Source organism: Photobacterium galatheae, assembly GCF_000695255.1.
Classification (GTDB): domain Bacteria; phylum Pseudomonadota; class Gammaproteobacteria; order Enterobacterales; family Vibrionaceae; genus Photobacterium; species Photobacterium galatheae.
In genome coordinates this window covers 79,122-102,915 of the sequence record NZ_JMIB01000034.1, presented here as the reverse complement: position 1 = coordinate 102,915, position 23,794 = coordinate 79,122, and the positions used below count along the sequence as shown (strand labels likewise).

The 23,794-nt window shown below is 50.4% G+C and carries 21 protein-coding genes and 1 pseudogene; 6 read left to right on the top strand and 16 right to left on the bottom strand.

Features of this window, described 5'->3' with window-relative positions:
• Positions 1 to 77 precede the first annotated feature (77 nt).
• Positions 78 to 650: a Crp/Fnr family transcriptional regulator gene (locus tag EA58_RS17060; protein WP_036755596.1), complete on the top strand. Its 573-nt coding sequence runs from the start codon at positions 78 to 80 to the stop codon at positions 648 to 650.
• A 76-nt stretch (positions 651 to 726) separates the two neighbouring features.
• The gene (locus EA58_RS17055; RefSeq protein WP_036755593.1) at positions 727 to 1,191 is read left to right on the top strand and encodes a GNAT family N-acetyltransferase; all 465 of its coding nucleotides are present in this window, start codon (positions 727 to 729) and stop codon (positions 1,189 to 1,191) included.
• Between the two features lie 41 nt (positions 1,192 to 1,232).
• On the opposite strand, the gene EA58_RS17050 is transcribed toward EA58_RS17055, so the two are convergent.
• Entirely contained in the window at positions 1,233 to 1,910 is a 678-nt protein-coding gene (locus EA58_RS17050; RefSeq protein ID WP_036755590.1) for a LysM-like peptidoglycan-binding domain-containing protein, read from the bottom strand.
• Between the two features lie 138 nt (positions 1,911 to 2,048).
• Here EA58_RS17050 and EA58_RS17045 point away from each other — a divergent pair, with 138 nt between their 5' ends.
• On the top strand, positions 2,049 to 2,669 hold the full coding sequence (locus EA58_RS17045) for an FKBP-type peptidyl-prolyl cis-trans isomerase (RefSeq protein ID WP_036755587.1): 621 nt from the start codon (positions 2,049 to 2,051) through the stop codon (positions 2,667 to 2,669).
• A 179-nt stretch (positions 2,670 to 2,848) separates the two neighbouring features.
• Positions 2,849 to 3,337: a DUF2780 domain-containing protein gene (locus tag EA58_RS17040; protein WP_327078558.1), complete on the top strand. Its 489-nt coding sequence runs from the start codon at positions 2,849 to 2,851 to the stop codon at positions 3,335 to 3,337.
• Positions 3,338 to 3,508: 171 nt separating this feature from the next.
• Here the strand turns inward: EA58_RS17040 and EA58_RS17035 are convergent, their stop codons facing one another.
• The 9 genes from EA58_RS17035 to EA58_RS16995 form a co-directional block, all read right to left on the bottom strand.
• Positions 3,509 to 4,270: a phosphoadenylyl-sulfate reductase gene (locus tag EA58_RS17035; RefSeq protein WP_036755584.1), complete on the bottom strand. Its 762-nt coding sequence runs from the start codon at positions 4,268 to 4,270 to the stop codon at positions 3,509 to 3,511.
• The gene (gene cysI, locus EA58_RS17030) at positions 4,263 to 5,954 is read right to left on the bottom strand and encodes an assimilatory sulfite reductase (NADPH) hemoprotein subunit (RefSeq protein WP_036755581.1); all 1,692 of its coding nucleotides are present in this window, start codon (positions 5,952 to 5,954) and stop codon (positions 4,263 to 4,265) included. Before cysI ends, EA58_RS17035 begins: the two co-directional genes overlap by 8 nt.
• Positions 5,954 to 7,774, bottom strand: a complete 1,821-nt coding sequence (locus EA58_RS17025) for an assimilatory sulfite reductase (NADPH) flavoprotein subunit (RefSeq protein WP_036755578.1) — start codon at positions 7,772 to 7,774, stop codon at positions 5,954 to 5,956. The genes cysI and EA58_RS17025 overlap by 1 nt, the downstream gene beginning before the upstream one ends.
• Positions 7,775 to 7,929: 155 nt before the next feature.
• Positions 7,930 to 8,163: a hypothetical protein gene (locus EA58_RS17020; protein WP_036755575.1), complete on the bottom strand. Its 234-nt coding sequence runs from the start codon at positions 8,161 to 8,163 to the stop codon at positions 7,930 to 7,932.
• 116 nt (positions 8,164 to 8,279) lie between these two features.
• A complete protein-coding gene (locus EA58_RS17015) occupies positions 8,280 to 8,936 on the bottom strand; it encodes a TIGR04219 family outer membrane beta-barrel protein (protein ID WP_036755571.1) in 657 nt (218 codons plus the stop codon).
• Positions 8,937 to 9,097: 161 nt separating this feature from the next.
• Positions 9,098 to 9,316: an envelope stress response protein PspG gene (gene pspG / locus EA58_RS17010; RefSeq protein ID WP_036755568.1), complete on the bottom strand. Its 219-nt coding sequence runs from the start codon at positions 9,314 to 9,316 to the stop codon at positions 9,098 to 9,100.
• A 235-nt stretch (positions 9,317 to 9,551) separates the two neighbouring features.
• Complete coding sequence (dusA, locus tag EA58_RS17005) at positions 9,552 to 10,580, bottom strand: tRNA dihydrouridine(20/20a) synthase DusA (RefSeq protein ID WP_036755564.1); 1,029 nt, start codon at positions 10,578 to 10,580, stop codon at positions 9,552 to 9,554.
• 1,011 nt (positions 10,581 to 11,591) lie between these two features.
• Positions 11,592 to 12,416 (bottom strand): hypothetical protein, encoded by an 825-nt coding sequence (locus tag EA58_RS17000; protein WP_036755560.1) that lies wholly within the window; start codon positions 12,414 to 12,416, stop codon positions 11,592 to 11,594.
• Positions 12,403 to 12,864 (bottom strand): lysozyme, encoded by a 462-nt coding sequence (locus EA58_RS16995; RefSeq protein ID WP_051642170.1) that lies wholly within the window; start codon positions 12,862 to 12,864, stop codon positions 12,403 to 12,405. The genes EA58_RS17000 and EA58_RS16995 overlap by 14 nt, the downstream gene beginning before the upstream one ends.
• A 161-nt stretch (positions 12,865 to 13,025) precedes the next feature.
• On the opposite strand from EA58_RS16995, the pseudogene EA58_RS16990 reads away from it, so the two are divergent.
• A pseudogene (locus tag EA58_RS16990) lies at positions 13,026 to 13,933 on the top strand (IS30 family transposase).
• A gap of 244 nt (positions 13,934 to 14,177) precedes the next feature.
• Here the strand turns inward: EA58_RS16990 and EA58_RS16985 are convergent.
• Positions 14,178 to 14,528, bottom strand: a complete 351-nt coding sequence (locus EA58_RS16985) for a hypothetical protein (RefSeq protein ID WP_036755555.1) — start codon at positions 14,526 to 14,528, stop codon at positions 14,178 to 14,180.
• An 86-nt stretch (positions 14,529 to 14,614) separates the two neighbouring features.
• Positions 14,615 to 14,890, bottom strand: coding sequence for a hypothetical protein (locus EA58_RS16980; RefSeq protein ID WP_036755552.1), 276 nt, complete (start codon positions 14,888 to 14,890; stop codon positions 14,615 to 14,617).
• 1,651 nt (positions 14,891 to 16,541) lie between these two features.
• Between EA58_RS16980 and EA58_RS16960 the strand changes: the two genes are divergently transcribed.
• Positions 16,542 to 17,507 carry a GlxA family transcriptional regulator gene (locus tag EA58_RS16960; RefSeq protein WP_036755540.1) on the top strand — a complete coding sequence of 322 codons (966 nt, stop codon included), beginning with the start codon at positions 16,542 to 16,544 and terminating at the stop codon, positions 17,505 to 17,507.
• Between the two features lie 89 nt (positions 17,508 to 17,596).
• Here the strand turns inward: EA58_RS16960 and EA58_RS16955 are convergent, their stop codons facing one another.
• From EA58_RS16955 to icmH, 4 genes are read right to left on the bottom strand one after another with little or no spacing between them, the layout of a single operon-like run.
• Positions 17,597 to 18,577 carry a hypothetical protein gene (locus EA58_RS16955; RefSeq protein ID WP_036755537.1) on the bottom strand — a complete coding sequence of 327 codons (981 nt, stop codon included), beginning with the start codon at positions 18,575 to 18,577 and terminating at the stop codon, positions 17,597 to 17,599.
• A complete protein-coding gene (locus EA58_RS16950; protein WP_051642169.1) occupies positions 18,574 to 19,191 on the bottom strand; it encodes a protein kinase domain-containing protein in 618 nt (205 codons plus the stop codon). Before EA58_RS16950 ends, EA58_RS16955 begins: the two co-directional genes overlap by 4 nt.
• Positions 19,191 to 22,646 (bottom strand): type VI secretion system membrane subunit TssM, encoded by a 3,456-nt coding sequence (gene tssM / locus EA58_RS16945; RefSeq protein WP_036755534.1) that lies wholly within the window; start codon positions 22,644 to 22,646, stop codon positions 19,191 to 19,193. Before tssM ends, EA58_RS16950 begins: the two co-directional genes overlap by 1 nt.
• Position 22,647: 1 nt before the next feature.
• On the bottom strand, positions 22,648 to 23,790 hold the full coding sequence (gene icmH, locus EA58_RS16940; RefSeq protein WP_036755531.1) for a type IVB secretion system protein IcmH/DotU: 1,143 nt from the start codon (positions 23,788 to 23,790) through the stop codon (positions 22,648 to 22,650).
• Positions 23,791 to 23,794 lie beyond the last annotated feature (4 nt).

Genomic DNA, 23,794 nt, shown 5'->3' with positions numbered 1-23,794 from the left:
CTTTCATTGATACCGCGACACCTGTCGCGGTATTTTTTGATAAGCTTTCATGAAACAATCACCAACGACACACCACTATGACCTCTCCACTCGCGCAATTTCTTGAACTGCACGGTGCCGATCCGGCCACCATTGAACAGGCTTTAAACCTGGCGGAACCGCTGGAGTTACCGACCCGGCATATTCTGATCAATCAGGGAGAACCGGCAACGCAGGCTTATTTCCTGCTCGACGGCTTATGCCATGCCTGTTACCTCACGGCGGATGGAGAAGCAATCACCCGGGATTTCTACTGGGAACAGGAGCTACTCATCGGCTTTGAAAGCCTGCTGACAGAAGAAGGCTCTCCTTATCTGCTGGAAACCCTGTCAGCCTGCCAGATCCTGACACTGCCGATCGATTTGATCCTCCGCTGGCGTGAACACAGCCCTGAACTCTATATGGCGCTCACAGAAAGACAACTGCTGTTCCGGGAACAAAAAGAACAATTTATGCGACTGTACAGCCCGGCTCGGCGCTATGCGTTGTTCACCGACAGTCTGGGAGAATTGGCTGGCGCAATTTCCGAACCGCAACTGGCTTCCTTTCTGGGTCTCACTCTGAGCCAGCTCAACAGTCTGAAGCGCCATCTGAGCAAAACGTCATCGTAATCATCCGGGGATTGCATCGTTTGCCGTCACCTCATATGCTGCCTGTTAACAAAGATATTGATGAGGAGAACGCACGATGCAATGGCAATGTCTGGGGTTTGACCAACTGACGACCGATCAACTTTATGACATCCTGAAACTCCGGGTCGATGTTTTCGTGGTTGAGCAGAACTGCCCTTACCCGGAAATCGATGGCCACGACAAAGTACCGGGCGTCTACCATGTGGTGGCTTATGAGAACGACACCCTGATGGCCTACCTGAGGCTGTTACCGGCCGGGCTCACGTATGACGGTGTCAGCATCGGCCGGGTGATCACTTCAGAAGCGGCACGAGGCCGGGGGCTGGGCAGCGAACTGCTCCGTCAGGGACTGGCATACGCGGAGCAGCTATGGCCGGGAGAGACGATTGAAATTGGTGCCCAATCGCACCTGCAAAACTATTATGGCCGATTCGGTTTTACCGCGTTTTCTGAAGAATACCTGGAAGATGGCATTCCTCACATTGATATGCGGCTGACCAAAAACCAGCCCGCCGCCTGAGCGTTGTTGACCCAAGTATCGTCCGGATACTTGGGTGCAGATTATTTGCCGCGGGCAAAGCTCCCATCGGAGCGACGGAAGAACATCACCGGATCGCCACTGCGGCTTTCGATCTGCAACACATCCAGGTCGCCATTGTCCCGCTGCTTGTAACGCATCAACTGACCCGATTTGATTTGGCTCAGCGGCTTATCTTTTCCTTCGATTGCCGCAATCGCGTACAGATCCGTTAACGGCAGGGATTGGGCTCGGAAAATCGTCGCCAGAGTCTCACCCTGCTTCACTTCATAACTCTGCCACGCTGTTGATGATGACGAAGTTTCCGGAGTCTGAGGCTGGGCAACAGATGACTGACGCTGCGCCGAACGAGCCGGTGATGGCGGTTCCGGGCGCTGTCCGACCGGTAAACGGGGGGCTTCCCCCAAATTCAAATCCAATTCCTGGCGGACCGGCTGACTGCCGGGAATATTCAGTTCAGGTTCTGAGTCAGGCAGCAGGAACAGGATAAAAACAACCGGGACCAGCACCATCAGCGCTTTACGGTGAAACCCGGGCAACTGCTGCCAGTAGGGTACGACATGCTGTCTGACTGTCTGCCACTTCGCCAGACATGCCGCACGCCAGTTCAGATCGCCGAGTCGTTTTTTCCATTCTGCCCACGGCACCTTTGGCAGTGCCAGTGCTGTTTTATTCCGGTTACGGCGTTTCGCTTGTCCCATAACAACTACTCTCCATCACTCTGCGCCAAAACTACGGGATCACGCTTTGTTGCGACCCCTGTTCACAAAAGTTTACCCCTGAGGGCTGAAACTGTTATCCTGCCCGCTTAATTCACTCGACATAAAAGAGACGACACTATGTCTGACGTTAAACTAGATACAGTTGAAACTAAAGCGAGCTACGGTATTGGTCTGCAAATGGGCCAGCAACTGGCTCAAAGCGGCCTGGAAGGCCTGAACGTTGCTGCTATCGCCAAAGGCATCGCAACCTCGCTGACTGGTGACATGCCAGAAATTCCTGTCGACGACATCAACAACGCACTGCGTGATCTGCACACTCGTGCGGAAGAAGCTCGTCAGGAGCAAGCAAAAGCCGCCGCTGCTGAAGGCGAAGCCTTCCTCAAAGATAACGCACTGCGCCCTGAAGTAACAGTTACTGAATCTGGTCTTCAGTACGAAGTTCTGGTTGAAGGCAACGGCGAAATCCCAACGTCTGACAAACAAGTTCGTGTTCACTACCACGGTCAGCTGACTGACGGCACTGTATTCGACAGCTCTGTCACTCGCGGTCAGCCAGCAGAATTCCCGGTTACCGGCGTAATCGCAGGTTGGGTGGAAGCCCTGCAAATGATGCCTGTCGGCTCGAAGTGGAAACTGTACATCCCACAAAACCTGGCCTACGGCGAGCGTGGTGCAGGTGCAGCGATTCCTCCTTTCGCAGCACTGGTCTTCGAAGTTGAGCTGCTGGACATCCTGTAAGTCCTGTCGCCTTCTCTGAAAAAACGGTGCTTCGGCGCCGTTTTTTTGTCTCATATCAACCACATGCCCTGACAATAAACTGACAAAGTGCCCTCTTTTTTCTTTTCCCGACTACGCTTAGAGTAGCTGTGGCTCCCCCGCGGAAACCTAATCACGATCCTCATTCTAAGGAGAACACTATGATCCGAGCTTTTGTCCAACGCATGGGACTGGTTGCATTGCCCGTCATCGCCTGTCTGGCGCTCATGCCTGCTGCCCACGCCTTTAGTCTTTCTGACCTGTTCGGCGGTGGCGACGACAAAATGGAAGCACTGGCCGACAATCCACTCGCCAGCATGCTCACAGACCAACTGGGCGTCAGCACTGAACAGGCAGCGGGTGGTGCCGGTGCACTGCTGTCCATGGCAGCCAGTCAGTTAAGCGGTGATCAGGCCTCTGAACTGACCAAACTGATCCCGGGCTCCGAAAACCTGATCGATGCAATTCCAGCCGGTCTGGGTGGCATGCTGAACAACATGGATGCACTTGGCCCTGTCTTTACCGCACTGGGCTTAGACGCTGGCATGATCAGTCAGTTCGTGCCGATCATCACTCAATTTCTAGGCACCCAGGGTGCCAGTGCCGGTCTGATCGATACCCTGACCAAAATCTGGACCCCAGCCAGCTAGCCAACTCGCGAACGGCGGCCCTGGCAGACCACGGGCGAGCGTACCGAGTTCGCTCATTTCTGCTGTCAGCCACAGGTCAATTTTCTGATTCTCAAACAAAAAAACCTGACCAGTTTCCCAGTCAGGTTTTTTCATATCCACAATGTAAAGCATGACGCTTTGAACCCTGGCTTAAATGCCGGAGCCATCGCTCTCCACGTCACTTTCGTGCAAACCACACTCCCGCTTCAGTCCGAAGAAGCGTGTATCTTCTTCCTTCATCCCCGGTTCCCATTTTACCGTGGTATGTACATCCCCCATTGAGCGATATCCCTGCGCTCGCAGTGGGTGATAAGGCAAATCGTGCTTCAGCAGATAAGCATCAATGTCCTGCTCGGTCCAGTCGATCAGTGGCAAGAACTTGAACTTGCCATTCTGAATCGCCAGTACCGGCAATGTTGCCCGGGTGGAAGACTGCTCACGACGCAAGCCAGAGAACCAGGTCTTGACCTGCTGCTCTTCCAGCGCACGGCGCATCGGTTCCACCTTGTTGATCTTATTGTATTGCTTGATACCTTCCACGCCCTGCGTCCATAGCTGACCATACCGGGCTTCCTGCCAGGCCGGATTCAGTTCAGCACGATAGACTTTCAGGTTCAGCGACAGGCGCTCCGTCAGAAAATCGATGAACTGATAGGTTTCCGGGAACAGATAGCCGGTATCGGTCAGGATCACCGGGATATTTGGCGATTCCTGCGTCACCAGATGCAGCATCACTGCTGACTGAATGCCGAAACTGGACGCCAGCGCAAAATTGCCGTCGAGAAATTCCAGCGCCCAGCGAACCCGCTCCTGGGCAGTCATCTGCTCCAGCTCGGCGTTGATTTCCACCAGCCGAAGGATCTGCTCAACTTTCGTCGCATTCAGCAGATCCGCCAACGCATATTTAGGCATAAAAATCCCTCACAGAGACCTCAACCGGGGCAATGATGCCAGCACGAATGGTGAAATCACCAAACCCTTCACCGGCTTCCCGCTCAGTCGCCCAGCGACCAACCAGTTGGTCTAACTCAGTCATGATTTCATCAACGGTGATGTTTTCACGGTACATCTTCGGAATCCGTGTCCCGTTTACATTGCCGCCCAGATGCAGGTTATAACGACCCGGCGCTTTACCCACCAGACCGATTTCCGCCAGCATCGCGCGGCCACAGCCGTTCGGACAACCGGTGACCCGCAGAATGATGTGCTCATCTTTGCTCAGGCCATGTTTTGCCAGCAGACCTTCAAAGTCACTCACGAATTCAGGCAGGAAGCGTTCCGCTTCAGCCATCGCCAGCGGACAGGTCGGCAGCGACACACAGGCCATTGAATTCTGACGCTGAACACTGACACCATCGTCGATCAGGCCGTGTTCACGGGCGATCTGTTCGATCGTTGCTTTATCTTCTGGTGCGACGCCGGCAATAATCAGGTTCTGGTTAGACGTCATGCGGAAATCGCCTTTATGGATTTTCGCAATCTCTGCCACACCGGTTTTCAGCGGTTTGTCCGGATAGTCCAGCAGACGGCCGTTTTCAATAAACAGCGTCAGGTGGTACTTCCCGTCGATACCGTTGACCCAGCCAAAACGATCGCCTCGACCGGTAAATTCATACGGACGGCTTTCTTCGAATGTCACACCGGCACGTTTTTCGACTTCAGCCTTGAAGACATCAACACCCACACGATCCAGCGTGTACTTGGTTTTCGCGTTCTTCCGGTTTGAACGGTTCCCCCAGTCACGCTGTGTGGTCACAACGGCTGCGGCAACATCCAGAGTTTTCTCCAGCGGCACGAATCCAAAGTCGTCAGCGCGGCGCGGGTAAGTCGCGGTATCACCGTGGGTCATCGCCAGACCGCCGCCAACCAGCACGTTAAAGCCGACCAGCTGACCGTCTTCCGCAATCGCGACGAAGTTCAGGTCGTTCGCGTGAACATCCACATCATTCTGCGGCGGGATCACAACCGTGGTCTTGAACTTACGTGGCAGATAGTTCGAGCCCAGAATTGGCTCTTCATCTTTCTGGCCTTCCAGCTTCTCACCATTCAGCCAGATTTCCGCATAAGCGCGGGTTTTCGGCAGCAGATGCTCACTGATTTTCTTGGCCCACTCGTACGCTTGCTGGTGCAGCTCAGACTCAACCGGGTTCGAGGTACACAGTACGTTTCGGTTCACGTCACCAGCGGTCGCAATCGAGTCAATGCCGTAATCGTTCAGCGTCTGGTGCATCAGCTTGATGTTCGGTTTCAGTACGCCATGGAACTGGAACGTCTGGCGGGTCGTCAGACGAATACTGCCGTACATGGTTTTGTCCTTCGAGAACTGATCAATCGCCAGCCATTGCTTTGGCGTAATGATCCCGCCCGGCATCCGGGCACGCAGCATCACGTTATGCAGCGGTTCCAGTTTCTGCTTCTGACGCTCAGGACGAATATCGCGGTCGTCCTGTTGATACATCCCGTGGAAACGGATCAGCTGGAAGTTATCTGCGGTAAAGCCACCGGTAATGCGGTCCTGAAGATCCTCTTTAATAGTCCCGCGCAGGAAGTCACTTTCGCGTTTCAGACGTTCGTTATCGGACAGTTTATCAGTCATTAGTACACATCCTTCTGGTAGCGTTTGGCTTTACGCAAATCATTCAAATATTGCTCTGCATCTTCACGGCTCTTGCCGCCCTGCTGCTCGGCCACAGTGATGAGTGCTTCATGCACATCTTTGGCCATCCGGTTCGCGTCACCACAAACATAGAGATGGGCGCCTTCCTGCAGCCATTGCCATACTTCCGCCGCGTTCTCCAGAATGCGGTGCTGGACATAAACTTTTTCTTGCTGGTCACGGCTGAAAGCCACGTCCAGTCGGGTGAGAACCCCATCTTTCAGGTATTTCTGCCACTCCACCTGATACAGGAAATCATCCGTAAAGGTGCGGTCGCCAAAGAACAGCCAGTTTTTCCCGTCTGCATCACGGTTATCGCGTTCCTGAATAAATGCACGGAAAGGTGCGATGCCTGTTCCCGGACCAATCATGATCACTGGTGTCTGATCATCGGCCGGCAATTTAAAGTTGTTATTGCCTTCCACGAAGACCCGGACATTCGCACCTTCTTCCAGACGGTGTGCCAGATAACCGGACGCTCCGCCAAAGCGGCTTTCTTCGCCCTGCTGGTATTCCACCAGGCCGACCGTCAGGTGTACTTCTTCTCCCACTTCTTCCTGACTGGAAGCAATGGAGTACAGACGCGGCGTCAGGCGGCGCAGCAAGCCTTGCAGCTGCTCGGTGGTGAGCTGGGTTTTCTTCTCGGCAAAGACATCAATCACCTGAGTATTGGCCGCGTATTCACGCAACTTATCTTTGTCTTCCACCAGCTTTTGCAGCTTCTTGCTGCCAGACAGCTCAGCAAATTTAGTCACCAGTTGCGGATTGGCAGCCGTGATCTCATATTTGCTGACCAGCGCGTCTTTCAGGCTCAGGGTGGCACCCTCTACCTCAACGCTTTCTTCTCCGGTCAGACCAACTTTCGCGGCCAGCGCTTCCGCCAGTGCCGGGTCATTGTCATACCAGACACCCAATGCATCACCCGGCTGGTAAGTCAGGCCAGACTCACCCAGATCGATTTCGACGTGGCGGACATCTTTACCTGAATCGCGGCCCGTGATCTTCTGGCTGAGCAATAACTCAGCAGAATACGGATTCTGTTTGTTGAACTGAGAAACGGCCGCTGGCGCACTCTGCCCGACCGGCAATTGCACCACTTCCGCATCACCGCCGCCCTGAAGTTCATCTTTGATGGTTTCCAGTGCTTTCGCTCGCCATTCCGCTGCCGGCGCATCGTAATCCACATCGCAGTCGATCCGATCCACAAATGGTTTGGCACCCAGCTTGCTCAGATAGCTGTCGAAATCTTTTGCCGTCTGACAGAAGAATTCATAACTGGAGTCGCCCAGTCCCAGCACGGCATAGTTCAGGTTTGGCAGCTTCGGTGCACGCTTGGACTGCAGGAATTCATGCAGTTCTATGGCGTCATCCGGCGCTTCCCCTTCACCGTGCGTGGAAGCAACAATCACCACATGGGTTTCTTTGGTGAGGTTTTTACCTTTGTAGTCTCCTGCGGCAAATACATCCGCCTGAATACCGGCAGCAACCGCTTCATCCTTCAGCGCCTGAGCCACGCCTTTGGCGTTCCCGGTCTGAGAGGCGTAAATAATAGTCAGTTTGCCAGCCGGTTTCGCCGCAACTGCGGCCACAGGCTGACCGGCAGGCTGCTGGCCGACCGATTGGGTTTGACTGAGTCCCCAGAAATAACCACTGATCCAGGCCAGCTGCTGAGGTGACAGTTCTGCGACTGCCTGTTGCAACTGACCGATCTGCTGATCATTGAGAGGGCTGGCTAAAGCCGAGAGTTCCTTAAGTAACATGACACGACGATCCCTTTACATTGCGTAATGGGTAGATTAGCTATTCGACGAAATAACAAGAAAGAATAGATAAGAATGTTTTATAACTTTTTGGAAGAGAGAAAAGACCGGAAAGGAGAAAACGTGCCCAATCTGGCGATTGGGCAACACAGAGATCAGAAATGATCCGCGATACGAACCTGGTGAAAACCGACTTCGAATGCCCGCTCAGTGGCGGTATCGATGTCCCGGTAGCACTTTTCACTGCCAGCACCGTCGGTCAGGGTGACAAAGCCACCTCGGCGATGACGAAATTCCACCACCCAACCATTTGCCTGGAGTGATGGCTCAATAACCGCTTCTACAATTTCACTGTTGGCGTACAAACGCTGTAACTCGGTAATTGTCATCGGCCTGATTCCTGCGTGATTGCCCTTTTTAAACATGGCTCATAACTGGAAAAACAGGCAACAAAAAAAGCCATGCTTCAAGCATGGCTTTTTTCGGCATTGATCTGTCCCGTCGATCAGAAATCGACTTCGACACCGGCAAAGAAACCGTCCAGTTTCACTTTGCCACCCAGCGGGTTGTTGATCGCGTCAAAATCGTAGTCCATCACACGGTAACCACCGCGCAGGTTCAGATCGGCCGCAACCAGTGGAATGGTGAACTTCAGGCCAGCTTTCGCATCCAGCGTGCTGGTGCCGTCAAATTCGCCCATGTTCCCTTCTGCAAAGGCAGTCAGCGGGGTCATCGGGAAACCAATCTCAACGTTACCGTAAATGGCAGGCTGCCACTCATCGTTGAAGGTCTGAACGTGGCCCTGTGCATTATATTCACCATCAGCGAATTTAATCAGAGACACACCCACATCAACAGAAACCAGATCGTTATCCAGAATCTCGTAATAAGCCGTCAGGTCTGTTTGTTTAAATGCCACAGCGTCTGCTTCGATATTGGCATAAGCAATGCGCGCATTTGGAATCAGTGGAACAAAATGTTCAAACGAGGCGTAGAACGAAGGAACTGTGTTATCGCCACCGTCTACAGCGTCGTTAATTTCAGCACTGCTAAACCACGCATCCGCGCCCACAGTACCGCCTAACAGCATATCAGCCTGGGCTGGTACAGCTGTCGCCAGCGCCACTGCTACGGCCGCTGCTGAAAGCATCGTTTTTTTCATTTTTGAGTCTCCGCTCGTTATCTTTTGCTTTGCTTTTGCTGCGCCAGACTATACCAGATGCTGTTTAAGAAAACCGCATTTCGTCAATGAGAATCAGGGATTTGGGTCAAGCTCACTTTTTGAACACGCTGTTATTTGCGTCTATGCATATCCCACACATCTCAGCGACGGTAGGGGTTACCGTGACGTGATTTACGGTACAACCAAACCCCGATGGCAATCAAAATAATCCAGGGCAACAGCTTGATGACCACGCCCAGCAATCCCGCCAGCGCCATCACTACAAACCCAGCCGCAATGGCAACCATCACGCCCAGCAGACTGACTCCCGTCATCACCAACACACCGGCAAATACCAGTAAAAATAAAAATTCAACCATTCTCATCTCTCCATTTTCATCAGAAATTTTCAGTCAGAACACAGTTCATCCTGTGTCTGCGAATCATAATACAGATCACTTAGCAGGTTTCGGGCCAACCTCCCGAAACGAACCAAACCCTTATCTATCAACCAGATACAAAAACGCCGCAACTCAAGGCAGCGGCGTCTTCAGCATGGATGAGCGAATTTCACCAATCGCTTCGGTCAAATTCACCATCCTGTATGCTTGCGGATCACACATCCAGATGCGCAGGAATTTTGTCCAGTGCCTGCTGCACCACTTCAATGCCGGCACCCGGTTTGTGGGCATTTTCACTGATATGACGACGCCACTGACGTGCGCCCGGCATATTCTGGAACAGACCCAGCATGTGGCGGGTGATATGTCCCAGATAAGAGCCGTTCGCCAACTGACGTTCAATGTACGGATACATGGCCTCAACCACGTCACGGCGCTTCCTGATTGGGCGCTCGCAGCCGAATAATGCCTGATCCAGCTCAGCCAGCATATACGGATTCTGATACGCCTCACGTCCGACCATCACCCCATCCAGATGTGCCAGATGACTTTCAATCTCGGCCAGCGTCTTCACGCCGCCATTAATCGCCATGGTCAGGTGTGGAAAGTCCTGCTTGAGCTGATAAACACGCGGATAATCCAGCGGCGGGATCTCCCGGTTTTCTTTCGGGCTCAAACCACTCAGCCAGGCTTTACGGGCGTGAATGGTGAAATTGTCACAACCGCCTTTTTCCGACACCGTACCGACAAAATCAACCAGGAACTGATACGAATCCTGCTCATCAATCCCGATCCGGGTTTTCACCGTCACCGGAATATCAACCACGTCACGCATCGCCGACACACACTGTGCCACCAGATCCGCCTCGCCCATCAGGCAAGCACCAAAGCGGCCGTTCTGCACACGATCCGACGGGCAACCCACATTCAGGTTCACCTCATCATAGCCGCGCTCCTGCGCCAGCTTGGCACAATGCGCCAGATCCGCCGGATTGGAGCCACCGAGCTGCAATGCCAGCGGGTGCTCTTCCTCGTTATACGCCAGAAAGTCACCCTTACCGTGAATAATCGCCCCGGTCGTCACCATCTCGGTATACAGCAGCGCATGCTCCGACAACAGACGATGGAAGTAACGGCAATGGCGGTCAGTCCAGTCCAACATGGGTGCCACGGAAAAACGGCAGGAAGGGTAATCACCAGCAGTGCCGTGATTTTGCTGTGTTTTTTCAGTTTCTTGCGTCATTCTGAATTTCCTGTAACTTCATTGAAATTGCCCGAATTCCGTTCACAGTACCCCTCACAGGCCCCTTTCAGCATAGGACAGCGACACCCTGATTTAAATCAAGGCAGACCATCCCGCCCCCGGCAGGCTGCGGTACAAAGCAACTCTCTTCGTTCAAAGCAGGGGCGCATTATACATACAGACAAGGAAAGTTTCAGGAAAAAGGAGAAGGGCGGCAGCGCTACAACTGTGGTTGGATATACCCTGCGCTTAAGAATGGTTTTCAGTGATGACGAGACACCTGCATTTTTCAAATGCATGGGCTGTCTGTCACCAGTGACAAGGACAGCTAACAGCCTTGGGAGCTGAGCAAAGAAAAAGTTATGAGTTGTGATTTTGAAGTGGTTGGTGAGCAGGGCAACCGCATGAGTTGATTTTTGTTTCAATAATGACTGTTAAATGTTGCGTCTATATTGATAACGGTCTGTTTTAATCAATCATTGTTGGTAGGCTTTATTCAATAATTAAACGATCAATTGGTTTATGACAAACACAACAAGTTATCACTATGTTGCGATTAACAATATGATAACTCATGCGGTCGCCCTGACTGGTGAATACTTACCGAAAAGGAGCCAGTCGACTATTTGAGACATGGCTACTCAATTGAAAAAAGTAGCCTAGGTCACATATCACAGGAATCTGAATACACTTTGACAGATTTATACCGAGCTATTTCCTAATCAGGTTCATGAAAAGTTAAAATTTCTTCAGAGAAACCGGGGATAGACATTGGGAAATAGTCGGTATTGTTTAGAGTGAAAAAATTAACATATCAAACTCTGCGCTGAGTAATTTCATCTGTAGTCAACTCGACGGATTATTTTTATTTGATGAAATTGGTGATGAGATATTAAGCATCGAATTGGATGGTTCATGCCACAGTAAGTTCATCGGTGTTTGAGGCCAGCCTTAAAATGATACTGGCCATTGTTATTGGAAGTTTGAGTAGTCCACAATAAGCTACTACATCTAAAAGACGCGCTTACACTGCTTAGAATATATCGTTTTGTTCCCTTTGGTCACAAACAACACATATCCCTTATGTTGTGAGTCTATCCGATACTTGTATTGCCCTCGTTCAAAGGAAACGATTGTAGATTCAAATGGTTGCCACTTGATAGGCGCTTCATACTGATTAGGATATACCAGTTCAACCTTACCAGAAGTACCATATTTATATTGCAGCATTTTTATCTCAGGCGATTCGCATAAAGAGACATATTTTTTATTTGTAAGCTGGCATGAGAATTCAGCCATTTCTGTATCGTCACAGAGTGATGTATTATCTTGGCGGGTTTTTAGTTTGTATAGCCATCCATTTGGTAGCCACCATAGCTCTTTTCCAACAATGTCAAACTGAGTACTTGGGGTCTCTCTTTTCAATTTAGGGTCATAAACATATAAAATATCAATCCTTTTTCTCTCTATCCCAACGCCGTAGAAATTGCTCAATCTTTGACTAGGAAGTGGCACTTCACCTTCAATAAATGGTTTGTAACACTTAATTTCATAGTGTGGATTCGAAATTTTTATATTTCTGATTTGGAACATATCTTGTTTAACTATTGCACCCTTACCAGCCCAATCTCTCGCTTCCTCTTCAGTTTGCAAGCTACCTCTATACATATTCAAATCATACACTTGGTAATTTGAAAAGTATTCATTGACTGAGATATTCCCACAATCGGTCTCGAATGGATTATATTCAGTGGCAAATGTAGGGTATGAAACCGAAAAAATTATTATCCCAACTAATTTCTTTACTATGCACATAAGATTATCACCATCGTTCATATATACCTTGACTGTATATATTCCATTCTGAATTACGTCTATTAACTAAACCTTGATTTATGACACCTTGTGATTTATTCCATGCTTTCCACGCATTTTCTAGGCTGGAATAACTAGTCACAGCATTGGGATTGTTTATCAGTTTGACTACGGAAGATGATCTAAATGCTCCTCGGCCAATATTGTAGCATAATATCACTGCTGCATCTAATTGATACTGATTCATACTAGCCGTAATAGCACTATTTACCGTTTCTATGTATGGCGCGATATCAAGTTCAAATAAACGATCAGCTTGTAGGCTATTAATACCATCTTTAAAATTGTCCCACTGATTATTTAAAATCAAGTGCCCATACCCAATTGTTGCACCAACAACCCACGATGTAATTGCATTCCCTGTTTGATCATCATAAGGTTCAAGTCTCAACTCTTCTACAGCCTTCAAGTAATTTTTACCTTGTTCCTGAATTCAGATAATAAATGCAACACTCATGGTTGAGATGGTGAGAGAAAGTCAGCTGCTGATAGTGGTATGCTTCTCATCGCCAAAATCAAAGCAGTATTACCATGAGCTACCAACAACTGACCGAAGGTCAAAGATACTAGATTTCAGCGCTGCTTGCAGAAGGTTATTCGCAATCAGCGATAGCTGAGCGAGTGAATGTTCACCGTTCAACCATCTGCCGAGAGCTGAAGAGAAACGCGAACGGGAGCAGCTACAAGCCTGATGTTGCACACAGGTAAAGTGACCAACGACGGAGCCGTGCTTCCAAGTATCGTGTCTCAAAGAATACCGTTTGGTTTGTCGAAATGGGACTGGGTTGGGACTGGAGTCCTGAACAAATCAGTGCCATTGCTAAACGAATCCATTTACCTGTCAGTCCGAGTGGATTTATCAGCATATCGCTAAAAATAAGGCACAAGGCGGTCTGTTATATAAACACTTGCGACAGGGACACAAACGTTATCGCCGAGGTAGAAATTCGGTTACGAAACAGATAGTTAATCTTATTTCCATTGATGAGCGTCCTGCCGTCGTTGACACGCGTGAGCGTCTGGGTGACTGGGAGGCCGACACGGTTCTGGGCAAACAAGGTACAGGTGTTTTAGTGACCCTCTCAGAGCGAAAAAATAAGCTCTATTTAGTGAAACGAGTCCTCAGCAAAAAAGCAGATGTGGTTAAAGACGCCATCATTGAGATGCTCACGCCTTATAAGGAGCATGTTCATACGATTACTTTCGACAATGGTGGTGAATTTGCAGGTCATGAGGCAATCGCAAAAGCGCTGGATACAAAGACTTACTTTGCTCACCCTTACTCATCTTGGGAGCGAGGACTGAATGAAAATTTCAATGGGTTGCTCAGGCAATATATCCCGAAAGGCACCGATTTACGCTCCGTGAGCAATGAGCATATAGAACAAGCCCAAACACGAATAAATCTCAGGCCAAGGAAATGTCTTGGGTTCAGGCAGCCTAGAGTCGTTTTTGAAGAATTACGCCAGGCTGCATAAGAGAGTGTTGCACTTGAGAGTTGAATTCTCGGTACATCCACTGACTGGGTAAGATCAATCAATTGTTCTGTAATGATCGCCGGAATAAAGCGATAGACACCCTTGATAAACGCTCAAACTTATTGATAAATGTGCTTTCACCAAAATCAATTCGTATCGCCCCGTGAAAGGCGTATCACTGCATAGAATGATGAGTGTCCCAGGTGACATACATATCAATGTAAGTCACCTCATATTCAGGCTATCAAATTTTAATGTATGTGATGCTCACGACACCTTGATCGAGAATTAGAGTTTTTTCATTCACGATCGTCATAAAATCTTCCGAATCTTCAGTTTCAAGCACTAATTTATTATCTCTGACACTGATGCTATCAAAATCAATCCTTTCCCCATCAACTTTGATAAAGTCCTTACCGATGATCAAATTACTCTCACTTGATGATTCATCATTAAAAAAAGAATCAAACCCGCTACCAAATACGGATTCTACTTTGGCTTTATATTCACCTTCAAACCCATGACCACCACACCCAGACAAGATGACAACCACAAAAAAGACGATCGTCTTCTTTAATTGACTTAACAAATTCATCTCAACACCAAAAAAATACGTTTAACACCAAAATAAAGATGCCCGAAAGAGCACCTTCTCGAAAACAAATCTAAACACCGAATCAATTAATTCGACGCTTCTGCTGCACTCAATAGATTATCGTTAAATTTCTTGGTGCCTTTGTAACCCATAAACATTGATACGAGCCAAAGTACAAACGATACTGGAGAAGCAATCACTGTAATTGCACAAACCACAATGATAACTAGGTTAATCACACCCCACAGGACACTTCCCGCATACATTTGTGCTGCACCTGGAATAAAAAAGCCAAGCGCCAAAGCGACAACTGGATTTTTCATTTGATTATTTAACTTAGCCATCTTAATTGAGTCGTTCATTATTTAACCTCTTTGTCAACAGTGTGTTTTATCAGTTTTCGCATGAGTATTTTTTCAATCTCACCCAACGTTGACCGTTGTGAAATCGATGATTCATTTGTTCGGGAAGCTTAGAGACTTTTCGTCAATTGTCTCCAGACTCAACGTTCGCTGCCCCTGTTCACTTTGGCCCACGACTCTGTTCATAACCCACAGTAGGGCTACAAAGTTTTTGCCATCCTTGTATTGCTCGTTCACCAAGCAGTCGCATTCGTGGGAATTTCCCAGAGTCAGTTCACCATCATTGATATCTTCAGACACACGAGCTGACCTTATTTCTTCATCTAACATTTGATGAAACACTTTAAATACATCATCTCTGTTAAATTCAGATTTATCAGAAGAATGCAACCGTCAACCACGACGCCACCCTAAACCTGACTAATCCGCTCACCGTTTTGAGACTTCCGTTCAAAAAAACGCACTATATCAACACATTGGCTGTAAATTTTCTGTCAAAATCATGAAATGCGAGTCATATCTCAAAAATATTTAGCATTCCCTTATATAAGAAAATTCAAATATATAAACGGATTTAAAAAAGCAGAAGAACATCCCATTAAGGAATTTAATGGCCGCATAAAATTCCCTGAGGACGCCAAGCAACAGCAGCTTCATTACGCTTGGCGACCAATAGAGATTAAATCGCATAATTGATAGTCTTGAGAATTTCAACCCAAGCAAAATCTTGAGCGTAGAAATAATAGCCGACAACGATCAAGCCAAGCGATACGCCTTCAAGTTCTGTTGAACATTACCTAACCGAGACGACCAATACGTGACCGACTAACAAAGAGGGCGTTGAGATACCTCGTCAGAAAATTTCGGGGCGTATTGACTAAAATAAACACACCGAACAAAGCCAAACCTTTCCCAGCAACAAAAGCTGACATTGTTCTCATGACATGCGCTTTTATCTGGCAACACCTCGTATTTGACCACGAGTGCGATAAAACCGCAGCGTTAGAAATAAGGCGTGGACTGAGGCCATATCAATTCCAATATATGAAGGGGCAGATCTCGATTCAGTAGAAAATCTGAACAGGCAGATGCAATATCAAACCGTTCCGTCACCACTGACAAACGATAAAAATAGACTTCAGTAACGTAGATCAGAAAACGTCTTCATCAAAGAAAGGCTTTTTTACAAAACGATTGATTGAAAACACACAAGTTTCTCAATTTGTTGCTCACAACTTTCTTGACAGGATCATCAGTAACTTAGACGATAGCTAACCGGAAAGGCACAGGCGATGCTTCAATATGCACGCATGCTTTTACTGTTCTGACAATCAGATTTGGCCGTTATGTTGAAGCTGTGGGGGAATTTGATAAAAAACGGGAGAATTCAGGTTCAACTTTCAGATTTTCGTGTAGAACAATTCATTGTTGTTATGAGTCACCTTCCAAACATATCTATGCAAAATATGATACAAACGATAACGAGGTGACGTGAACATTGTGTGTTGTCATCCCCTGCCACTCACCATTGACTTCAACAATGATGGGAAGACATACACGCTGACGAGCTTTTTCCGTGCTGTACCGCCGGGATTTACCGAAGACAACGGCGGGAGGGCATGGGTGTTTCTCTCATTTGACAAGGTATCCTGTGGAAAGAAAAACAATCACACTCACCGCCCTGGCATTCGCGGATGCCCCCACAACATCAGTTTCCGGGCCCATTGAAGTTTTGACTGTTGCTGCGCAGCTTGCCGGCGCACCCGAACCCGTCATTCACATTGTCACTCAGGACAACCAACCTATCCGGGGACTGGGCGGCGTCATCATCTCTCCCACGATCGACATCGAAAAAGTCAGACAAACCGATATCCTGCTGGTCGGCTCCCTCGGCTTTCCGGACACCAACTTAGAAACGCTGGAAGATGCCACGCTGGACTGGCTGAAACAATTTGAGTCACACGACATTCCGATCGTGTCGATCTGTTCCGGGGCATTTGTGCTGGCCAAAGCAAAGATGCTGGAAAACCGGACCGCCACCACGCACTGGCACTTTGCCAATCTGTTTCGCGACATGTTTCCGAACACCCGTCTGCAAGTGGATCGGCGCGTCACCTGTGACCAGAAGCGCTACTGTACCTCGGGGATCAGTGGCTATAGTGATGTGATGATGCTGATCGTCGAGCAGGTTTTCGGCCTGACGATCCGCGAAAGCTGCCATCAGTTTGTTTTTGGCGACACCGATCAGGTTCAGCAGAAAGCGCTGGCGAACTTTATTCCTTACCGTCAGCACAACGATACGCTGATTCATCAATTGCAAGACTGGATGCACAGCAGCCCGACACTTGAATTTTCAGTCAACGTGCTGAGTCAGCGGGTTCACCTGAGTGAACGGCAGATGAAGCGTCGCTTTAAACTGGCCACGGGGCAGACACCGATTCAGTACATTCAGCAGATCCGTTTATCCATCGCAAAAGACAAGCTGGAAAAAACCAAGCAAACCATTGAAGACATCAGCCGTGAAGTTGGTTATGAAGACGTCCGCTATTTCAGGGAACTGTTTAAAAAGTCCAACGACATGACACCGCTGGAGTACCGGAAGCGTTATCAGCGCTAGGGCGACCAACAAACAATCACCACCGCCATCGGTGGTGGTTTAGAGGTGACAACAAAAGCCGTGATTCCTCACGGCCTTTGTTCTTTTCATCAGAAGGTGTTCAGGATGTCTTTTTCAGACTGATCCGTGATCTGATCCAGACCTTCCATATAAGCATTAATCGTGAATGCGGTTGCCTCCATGGCTTTACACATCCCTGAGATTTTCTCAACGTAGTGTTTCACCTCATACAGGCTCATCGCCGCATCTTCCCGACATTTCACTAGCGCACCCTTGGCAGCCGCATTGGTCGGATCCTGCAGATACTTCTGGCTGCACAGGTTCATCTGTTCTTTCCGTGCGTTCAGAATCTCCACCGACTGTTTCAGCTTATACAGGTTGCGCTGAATTTGCGGCCCCAGATCGGCAATGTCTTTTGCCTGCCATTTGGCCTTTTTGCGGTTGTACTCCTGCCGACCCAGTTTGGCTTCCAGCACCTGACTGTTGCCTGAGGAGGTATACTCTCCTTTTTTCCGCGCACGGCGTTTCGCGGTGAATTTACCGACCGCATACTCCCCGGCTTTGATGCCCAGTTTGGCGATCTCTCCGAGTGGCACCACGCTCAGCGGCACTTTCGCCAGCTTCATTGGATTTTTCTTCAGCGAGCGAGCCATATCCTGAGCTTTACGCTGCATTTTATAGAGGCGCTCCCCCTGATGCTTGGCATAGATTTGCTGTGCACCGGTCAGCCAGTCCTGACCTGTCTTGCCCTGCAACTGAGAACGCCGGTCTGCAGCCAGTACGCTCGGCGTCGTAAATGCAGAAACGCTGTTGGCTGTTTTCTGACTGATGTAGATGTGAAACTTCTGTTTCACCTCTTCCACCGCTCGTGTTTTTTCAAGCTTGCTGAATCCCAGCTCAATTTTTTCTACCGGGATATCAATAGCCTGACCGAGCGGCGAGTTGTCGAACACCCCAGTCGTGAAATCAAACGCGCTGTCTCCGATGGCGACGCCGTTAAACTCACCGGTCGTTGCCTGGTCGTAGATGGTTTTGCCTAAAGATGTCGCATTTTGTAAATCATCTATCATCTTATTGTTCTCTCAGAATATTGAAAATCGGCTACAACACCGGCCCGGACGCCCCGAATCGTCCGGCGTAAAAGGCGGTCATGCACCAAAGGCATGACCTGATCGATGATTTTCATCAGCGCGTACCAGTCATCTCCCGTGTGCACCAGCCCTTCCCCACTCATCTGCTGCGGCGAAGCGAACATGGGTGTTGCCTGCCACTCAGAGAGCGCTTCCCGGGAAGTGCCGATGCGATGACTCGCACCGAAATCGATCAATCGAATCGTTTGTGTTGCGGGAACATAAAGCATGTTCGAGGGCTTAATGTCCCCGTGTACCCAACCCCGATCGTGACAGTGCTGAATCACGGACACGATCGCAGGCAAAACTGCAATCAACAGCCTCAGATCTGCTTTGCCGAATGAACTCAGCGGCACAGCAGCGGGCTCAAAGGCCAGCGTTAAACTTTGTGCCTCCGGATCAATTGAAATTGCACGCTGAATACCGGGGCCGCGACATTCATTCAGCGCCTGCCATTCCTGCCACATAGCTGCCGATGACGTATAGCGCTTCACGTAAGTCACTGTTTCACCGAAAGACCCGGTGTGTCTCACCGGGTTTTCCTCTGCATTCATCACAACTGCTTCGGCAGGTTAAAGTGTGTGAACAGTGATTTATCCAGCGTCTGCCCGGAATCACGCAGGGTGTAATCCAGCACGATATTGTTCTCACTGATCTTATAATTCAGCTTGCGCACCAGACGGCTTGCCGTGGCGCTGCTGTCTCCGTCAAACAGTGCCCGGAACAGCGCCCACTGACCGGTGTACGACTGTGTCGCCACCCGGTTGTCGCCCTTATAAAAGTTCGCGCTCAGATACCCGTCGACCCCAGTGGTCGGCCAGTCCACTTCACGCCAGACCCGTGGGCCGTGTTTGTAAGCGAACACGCTTTCCGCTTCACGCAACTGAAACTCGGTGACATCCGTGCTCATCGAACTGGCTTTCAGACTCAGTTTCAGCGCCAGTTCCTGACCGGTCGGGCCAAAGAAGGTTTTGCTCAGTTTCTGTGCCCGTTGTAGCTGCTGGCGGCTGTTCGAGCTGATCGGCAGGGTTTCGCCATCGACTTCGTGCAACTTCAGCACACCGTTATCCCAATACACAAACGGCTTGAGGAACTGATCCACGAACTGTTCAACCCGTCCCTGCGGTTTGAAGAACAGCGCAAAATCATTCAGATTCACTTCACCACGCCCCTGAAGTGCGAACGGGAAACGGCCTTCAATGGCAGCCACGTAGAACTGATACACCTGTTCGTCCCACTGTTTATTCAGGTAACCCGCACTGCCAGCCACCACCTGATGCCACGCCTGAGCACTGATGTTTTTGGTCCACTCCGCCACCGGTCCCGGTGCTTTCGCGCCAAGACGCTGGAACGCCACAATCGCATCCTGACTGCCTTCCGCATGCGCCAGCGCATAACCGTGGAATGCCTTGCCCGGATTGGCACTGGACAGCGCCGAGTCGTAGTAAGTGTTAAGGGCATCAAACTGTTCGATTAAACCATCGAGCGGCACGGCATCACCGGCTTTACCGCTGCCGTTGACATAATTGGCAAACGACAGAAATGCCTCATTGACCACGAACGAAGGCTGTAAACGCAGCAGCTTGTCGCCAACGGCACGGTTCAGTTTGTCGGCCTTACGCAGACCTTTGGCCGCCTTTTTCAGCCCCAGTTGACTGGCGACACGCGCATTGCTTTTGGTATCGGGCTGTTCTTCGACGGCCAGCGTGGTATTCACCACCACGGCATCCAGCACATCCAGAACCGGACTGGTCGCCGGTTCACGCGCACTACGCAGCGCGTAAGCGAATTCCACCGGGCTATTAAACTGGCGGATATGGATGTTGTTGATCAGATCTTTCCAGTAGTAGATGTAATCTGCGAAATAGAGTCGCTGAATCTGTTTGCTCAGATCGGTCAGCTCCGTGATTGACGCACCGGACATATCCCCCTGAATCGCTTTGAATTCGCTCAGTTGACGTCGCAGCAAGTCAGACTTGGCACTCAGATCGATCTGGCTGTATCCCTGTTTGGTAAAGATTTCCGGGATCAGATAGCCGTGAAAGCCGTCAGAGAAAGCGAACATGCTGTCGAATTTTTCCCCGAGCTGACGGCGGATATCGACCTGTGCGCGGTACTCCGGCAGGCTTTTTATCCGGGCATAGATCAGGCGCTCAGGCGACAGCCCTTCCAGATTGTTGGTCGCAACTGCAATCAGTTCATCGTTCGGCGACAGGCGCTGGTCATAATCACTGTTGAACAGATCTTCAATCAGCAGAGACAGCGTATTGATATCGTCTGAAGACACATTGCCCTGATCTTTCAGGTTATCCAGCAGGTAGGTCTGCATGCCTTCAATATCGAGCTGCTGGCGGTCAAACAACATCTGGTAGTAACGCAGAATCTCAAAAATTTTGCTCGGGTTGCCAAGGTTCACGTAAACATAGAGTTCGCTGCTGATCAGCTCTTCCAGTTTCGGCAGCAGGATCAGGTTCAACTGCTCCTGATAAGTCCGGTAAATACGGGCTGCGGTATCCCCCTGTTTGATACTGACCTGCTGATACCAGGCTTTCGGCTGAATCCCTTCCACAGCCACGGTCCGCAGTTCATTCAGCACGGCGATCATATCCGCCATAGCGAAATTCTGTTCCAGACGCAGGAGATCACTGCCGTATAAGCGTAATTGGGTCATCGCATCGGCGCGCCACCGTTCATCCTGGTTCCAGTTGTCTTTCAACATCAGACCGGCCGCAGACAACACCCCGACGACAGCGACGACGGCCAGAGAACGCACCGCCAGATAACCGGCATGACGCCACTCGTTGACCCCGGTGATGGTTCTTTCCGGCAGAATGACATGGCTGAACAGACGCGAGGTAAAGTAACTGCGACGGCCCGGCAATTGCTCTCGCGTACTCTGCGAATTGAACTCGGCACGTTCGGCCACCACCTGCGTCAGCAGATCGTGTTCCGCCCCTTTTTGTCCGGATGAGAGCAGGTAAGCACCACGAATCCAGACCGCTTCACGAACCCGGTTCTCACGGCCGATGTCGGTCAGCAGTTCATTGACCCGCTCAAAGAAAATCCGCAACTGGTAAGGCAGGGCGATCACAGAGCCGGACTTCTCACTGCTGATATTGCGCAGCAGTTCGAACTGCTGTTCCGCGAGGGTTTTCAGCAGTGCTTTACTTTGCAGTTCAAAGTCATGCTTGTTGTAACGACGGTCAGTGTCGCAGGCAAATGTCACCCCAAACGGGTTCTCGACATCACAACCGGAAAATCCTTCAAAGAATTCGATAAAGTCGGCAATGGCATCCGCTTTGGAAAAGACACTGTAGACCGGCAAATGAACGTTCAGCGCGCCGCCCATCGACAGTGCCGCTTCCTGATAAATACCAGCCAGCTTCTGACGCGCTTTGCGATCCCCCTGAAGCAGACGGTCGCAGCCAATGACATTGACGATCCCGTTCAGCCCCTGACGAGGCCGATACTTCAGCAATTGCTGGGCCAGCACCTGCCACAAGGCTTCATCGACCCCTTCGCTGTCGAAAATGCGGTGACCGGCTTCAATCACAACCGCGTGGTCATTGCTCCAGAATCGCAGATACTGCTCGGTGTCGCTCTCTTCCAGATGACGCTCCGTCACCGGCTCAAAACCGTTTTGCAGCAGCAGGGCGCTTTTGGCGTCTTTCTCACCGCCCAGCAGCAGATACCAAGGCAGGCTGTAGACACTCTCCAGCTTATTGCGGCCATGACCGCGAATTTTCCTGGTCGCCAGACGGAAAAGTTGCCGGATCACACTGGTGTCCTGCTTCAGCAACACCTGCTGGTCGTGCAGTGCCTGATCCTGCGAGACATTGCGGGCCTGTTTCCACCACCAGAAAATCACCAGACCGACCACGAGAAAGGTCACGGTCAAGGCGACCCATTTCAGCCACTGCGGGGCCGTCTCCGGCAGCCACAGCCAGAGGGCGGTGCACGCGCCAACCATCCCGACAGCCAGTATCCATGCGAGTATTTTCTTGATCATCTTATTTCTGCGCTCTTCTTATCGTCGCGTTGAGATCCAGGCGTACATTGAGCTCATTCTTCAGCTTGCGGATCGCCGCCAGGTTGTCGCCGGCGCGAATAAACAGCTCGATGCCGTGCGATGTTTCGCGGGTGAACGAATCGTATCCGCCCTGTTTCAGCTCCGAGGCAAGACGCGCCGCATCATCCGCACGGGAAAACACGGCCAGCACAATTTCCCATTGCTGGGCCGTTGCTTTGTCCGGTTTGGCGGCACTGGCCGTCAGGTCAGGCGGGGCACGACCAATGTCTTCATCGGTACTGAGGTAAACCAGCGCCTGTTCCGACCGCTTGAGATTCACACCGGACATATCAATGGTGCTGAACTGCTCCAGAATCGGCTGACTGCGGTTGGCGTACCAGTATTCGGATGCACCATAGCCGGCCGCAGCAATCAGGGTCGCCAGTCCCAGTGTTTTCCCCATGCTCAGCATGCGCCAGGGCTGTCTGTCTTCAATCAGTTCCGGCGTTCGGGGCACCGGCAACGCACTGTCACTGCGGTAATGGCGAATCAGGGCATACACGTCAGATTTGATTTCGTGCAGCGGACTTTCGTCATCATGACGGTAACGGCCTTTGAAACCGAGCATCAGCAACACGTACTGCAACTCGATAAAATCGACCAGTTTGCCCGGTTGCTGACTGGCTTTTTCCAGCAGCGCGAAAAAGGCTTCCCCGCCATTACGCTGGGAAAACACTTTGCTGAGCAGCGAATGATTCTCCCAGCGCGCCCGCTCTCCCCACGCGGTGTAGAGAATGGCCTCATCAAACGCAGCGCACAGTACAAAACAGCTTTTATCAATGATGCTCGGATGATATTCCAGATACAGCCCGCGCTGCCGAAACAGCGCAATGGCATCCAGCAGCTTCTGACGGAAACGGTCAATATCACGCGGCGACCCCTGACGCGGTACCGTCACCAGAATTCCCAGCAGTTCCGTCGCAGCATTGAGCAACGGGCTGCCGTACACCGCAAAGCTTTCAATCAGACGTTCCGTGCCGGAAATGTCTGCCTGACTGGTTTTGGCCACGCGCTGCGTTCGTGCCGGATTGTCCGCGACGCGGCGGATCTGAACCGTCGGTTCTTCGTTAAAAAGTCCTGCCACTACG

Excerpts from the sequence above, each read along its gene's own strand:
- dusA (WP_036755564.1), bottom strand. The coding sequence starts at position 10,580 with ATGACGCAAGAAACTGAAAAAACACAGCAAAATCACGGCACTGCTGGT.
- tssM (WP_036755534.1), bottom strand. The coding sequence starts at position 22,646 with ATGATCAAGAAAATACTCGCATGGATACTGGCTGTCGGGATGGTTGGC.
- EA58_RS17035 (WP_036755584.1), bottom strand. The coding sequence starts at position 4,270 with ATGCCTAAATATGCGTTGGCGGATCTGCTGAATGCGACGAAAGTTGAG.
- pspG (WP_036755568.1), bottom strand. The coding sequence starts at position 9,316 with ATGGTTGAATTTTTATTTTTACTGGTATTTGCCGGTGTGTTGGTGATG.
- EA58_RS17025 (WP_036755578.1), bottom strand. The coding sequence starts at position 7,774 with ATGTTACTTAAGGAACTCTCGGCTTTAGCCAGCCCTCTCAATGATCAG.
- EA58_RS17000 (WP_036755560.1), bottom strand. The coding sequence starts at position 12,416 with ATGAACGATGGTGATAATCTTATGTGCATAGTAAAGAAATTAGTTGGG.
- EA58_RS17055 (WP_036755593.1), top strand. The coding sequence starts at position 727 with ATGCAATGGCAATGTCTGGGGTTTGACCAACTGACGACCGATCAACTT.
- EA58_RS17045 (WP_036755587.1), top strand. The coding sequence starts at position 2,049 with ATGTCTGACGTTAAACTAGATACAGTTGAAACTAAAGCGAGCTACGGT.
- EA58_RS16955 (WP_036755537.1), bottom strand. The coding sequence starts at position 18,577 with ATGATAGATGATTTACAAAATGCGACATCTTTAGGCAAAACCATCTAC.
- EA58_RS17040 (WP_327078558.1), top strand. The coding sequence starts at position 2,849 with ATGATCCGAGCTTTTGTCCAACGCATGGGACTGGTTGCATTGCCCGTC.
- EA58_RS16980 (WP_036755552.1), bottom strand. The coding sequence starts at position 14,890 with ATGAACGACTCAATTAAGATGGCTAAGTTAAATAATCAAATGAAAAAT.
- EA58_RS16950 (WP_051642169.1), bottom strand. The coding sequence starts at position 19,191 with ATGAATGCAGAGGAAAACCCGGTGAGACACACCGGGTCTTTCGGTGAA.
- EA58_RS17060 (WP_036755596.1), top strand. The coding sequence starts at position 78 with ATGACCTCTCCACTCGCGCAATTTCTTGAACTGCACGGTGCCGATCCG.
- EA58_RS16985 (WP_036755555.1), bottom strand. The coding sequence starts at position 14,528 with ATGAATTTGTTAAGTCAATTAAAGAAGACGATCGTCTTTTTTGTGGTT.
- EA58_RS17020 (WP_036755575.1), bottom strand. The coding sequence starts at position 8,163 with ATGACAATTACCGAGTTACAGCGTTTGTACGCCAACAGTGAAATTGTA.
- EA58_RS17050 (WP_036755590.1), bottom strand. The coding sequence starts at position 1,910 with ATGGGACAAGCGAAACGCCGTAACCGGAATAAAACAGCACTGGCACTG.
- cysI (WP_036755581.1), bottom strand. The coding sequence starts at position 5,954 with ATGACTGATAAACTGTCCGATAACGAACGTCTGAAACGCGAAAGTGAC.
- EA58_RS17015 (WP_036755571.1), bottom strand. The coding sequence starts at position 8,936 with ATGAAAAAAACGATGCTTTCAGCAGCGGCCGTAGCAGTGGCGCTGGCG.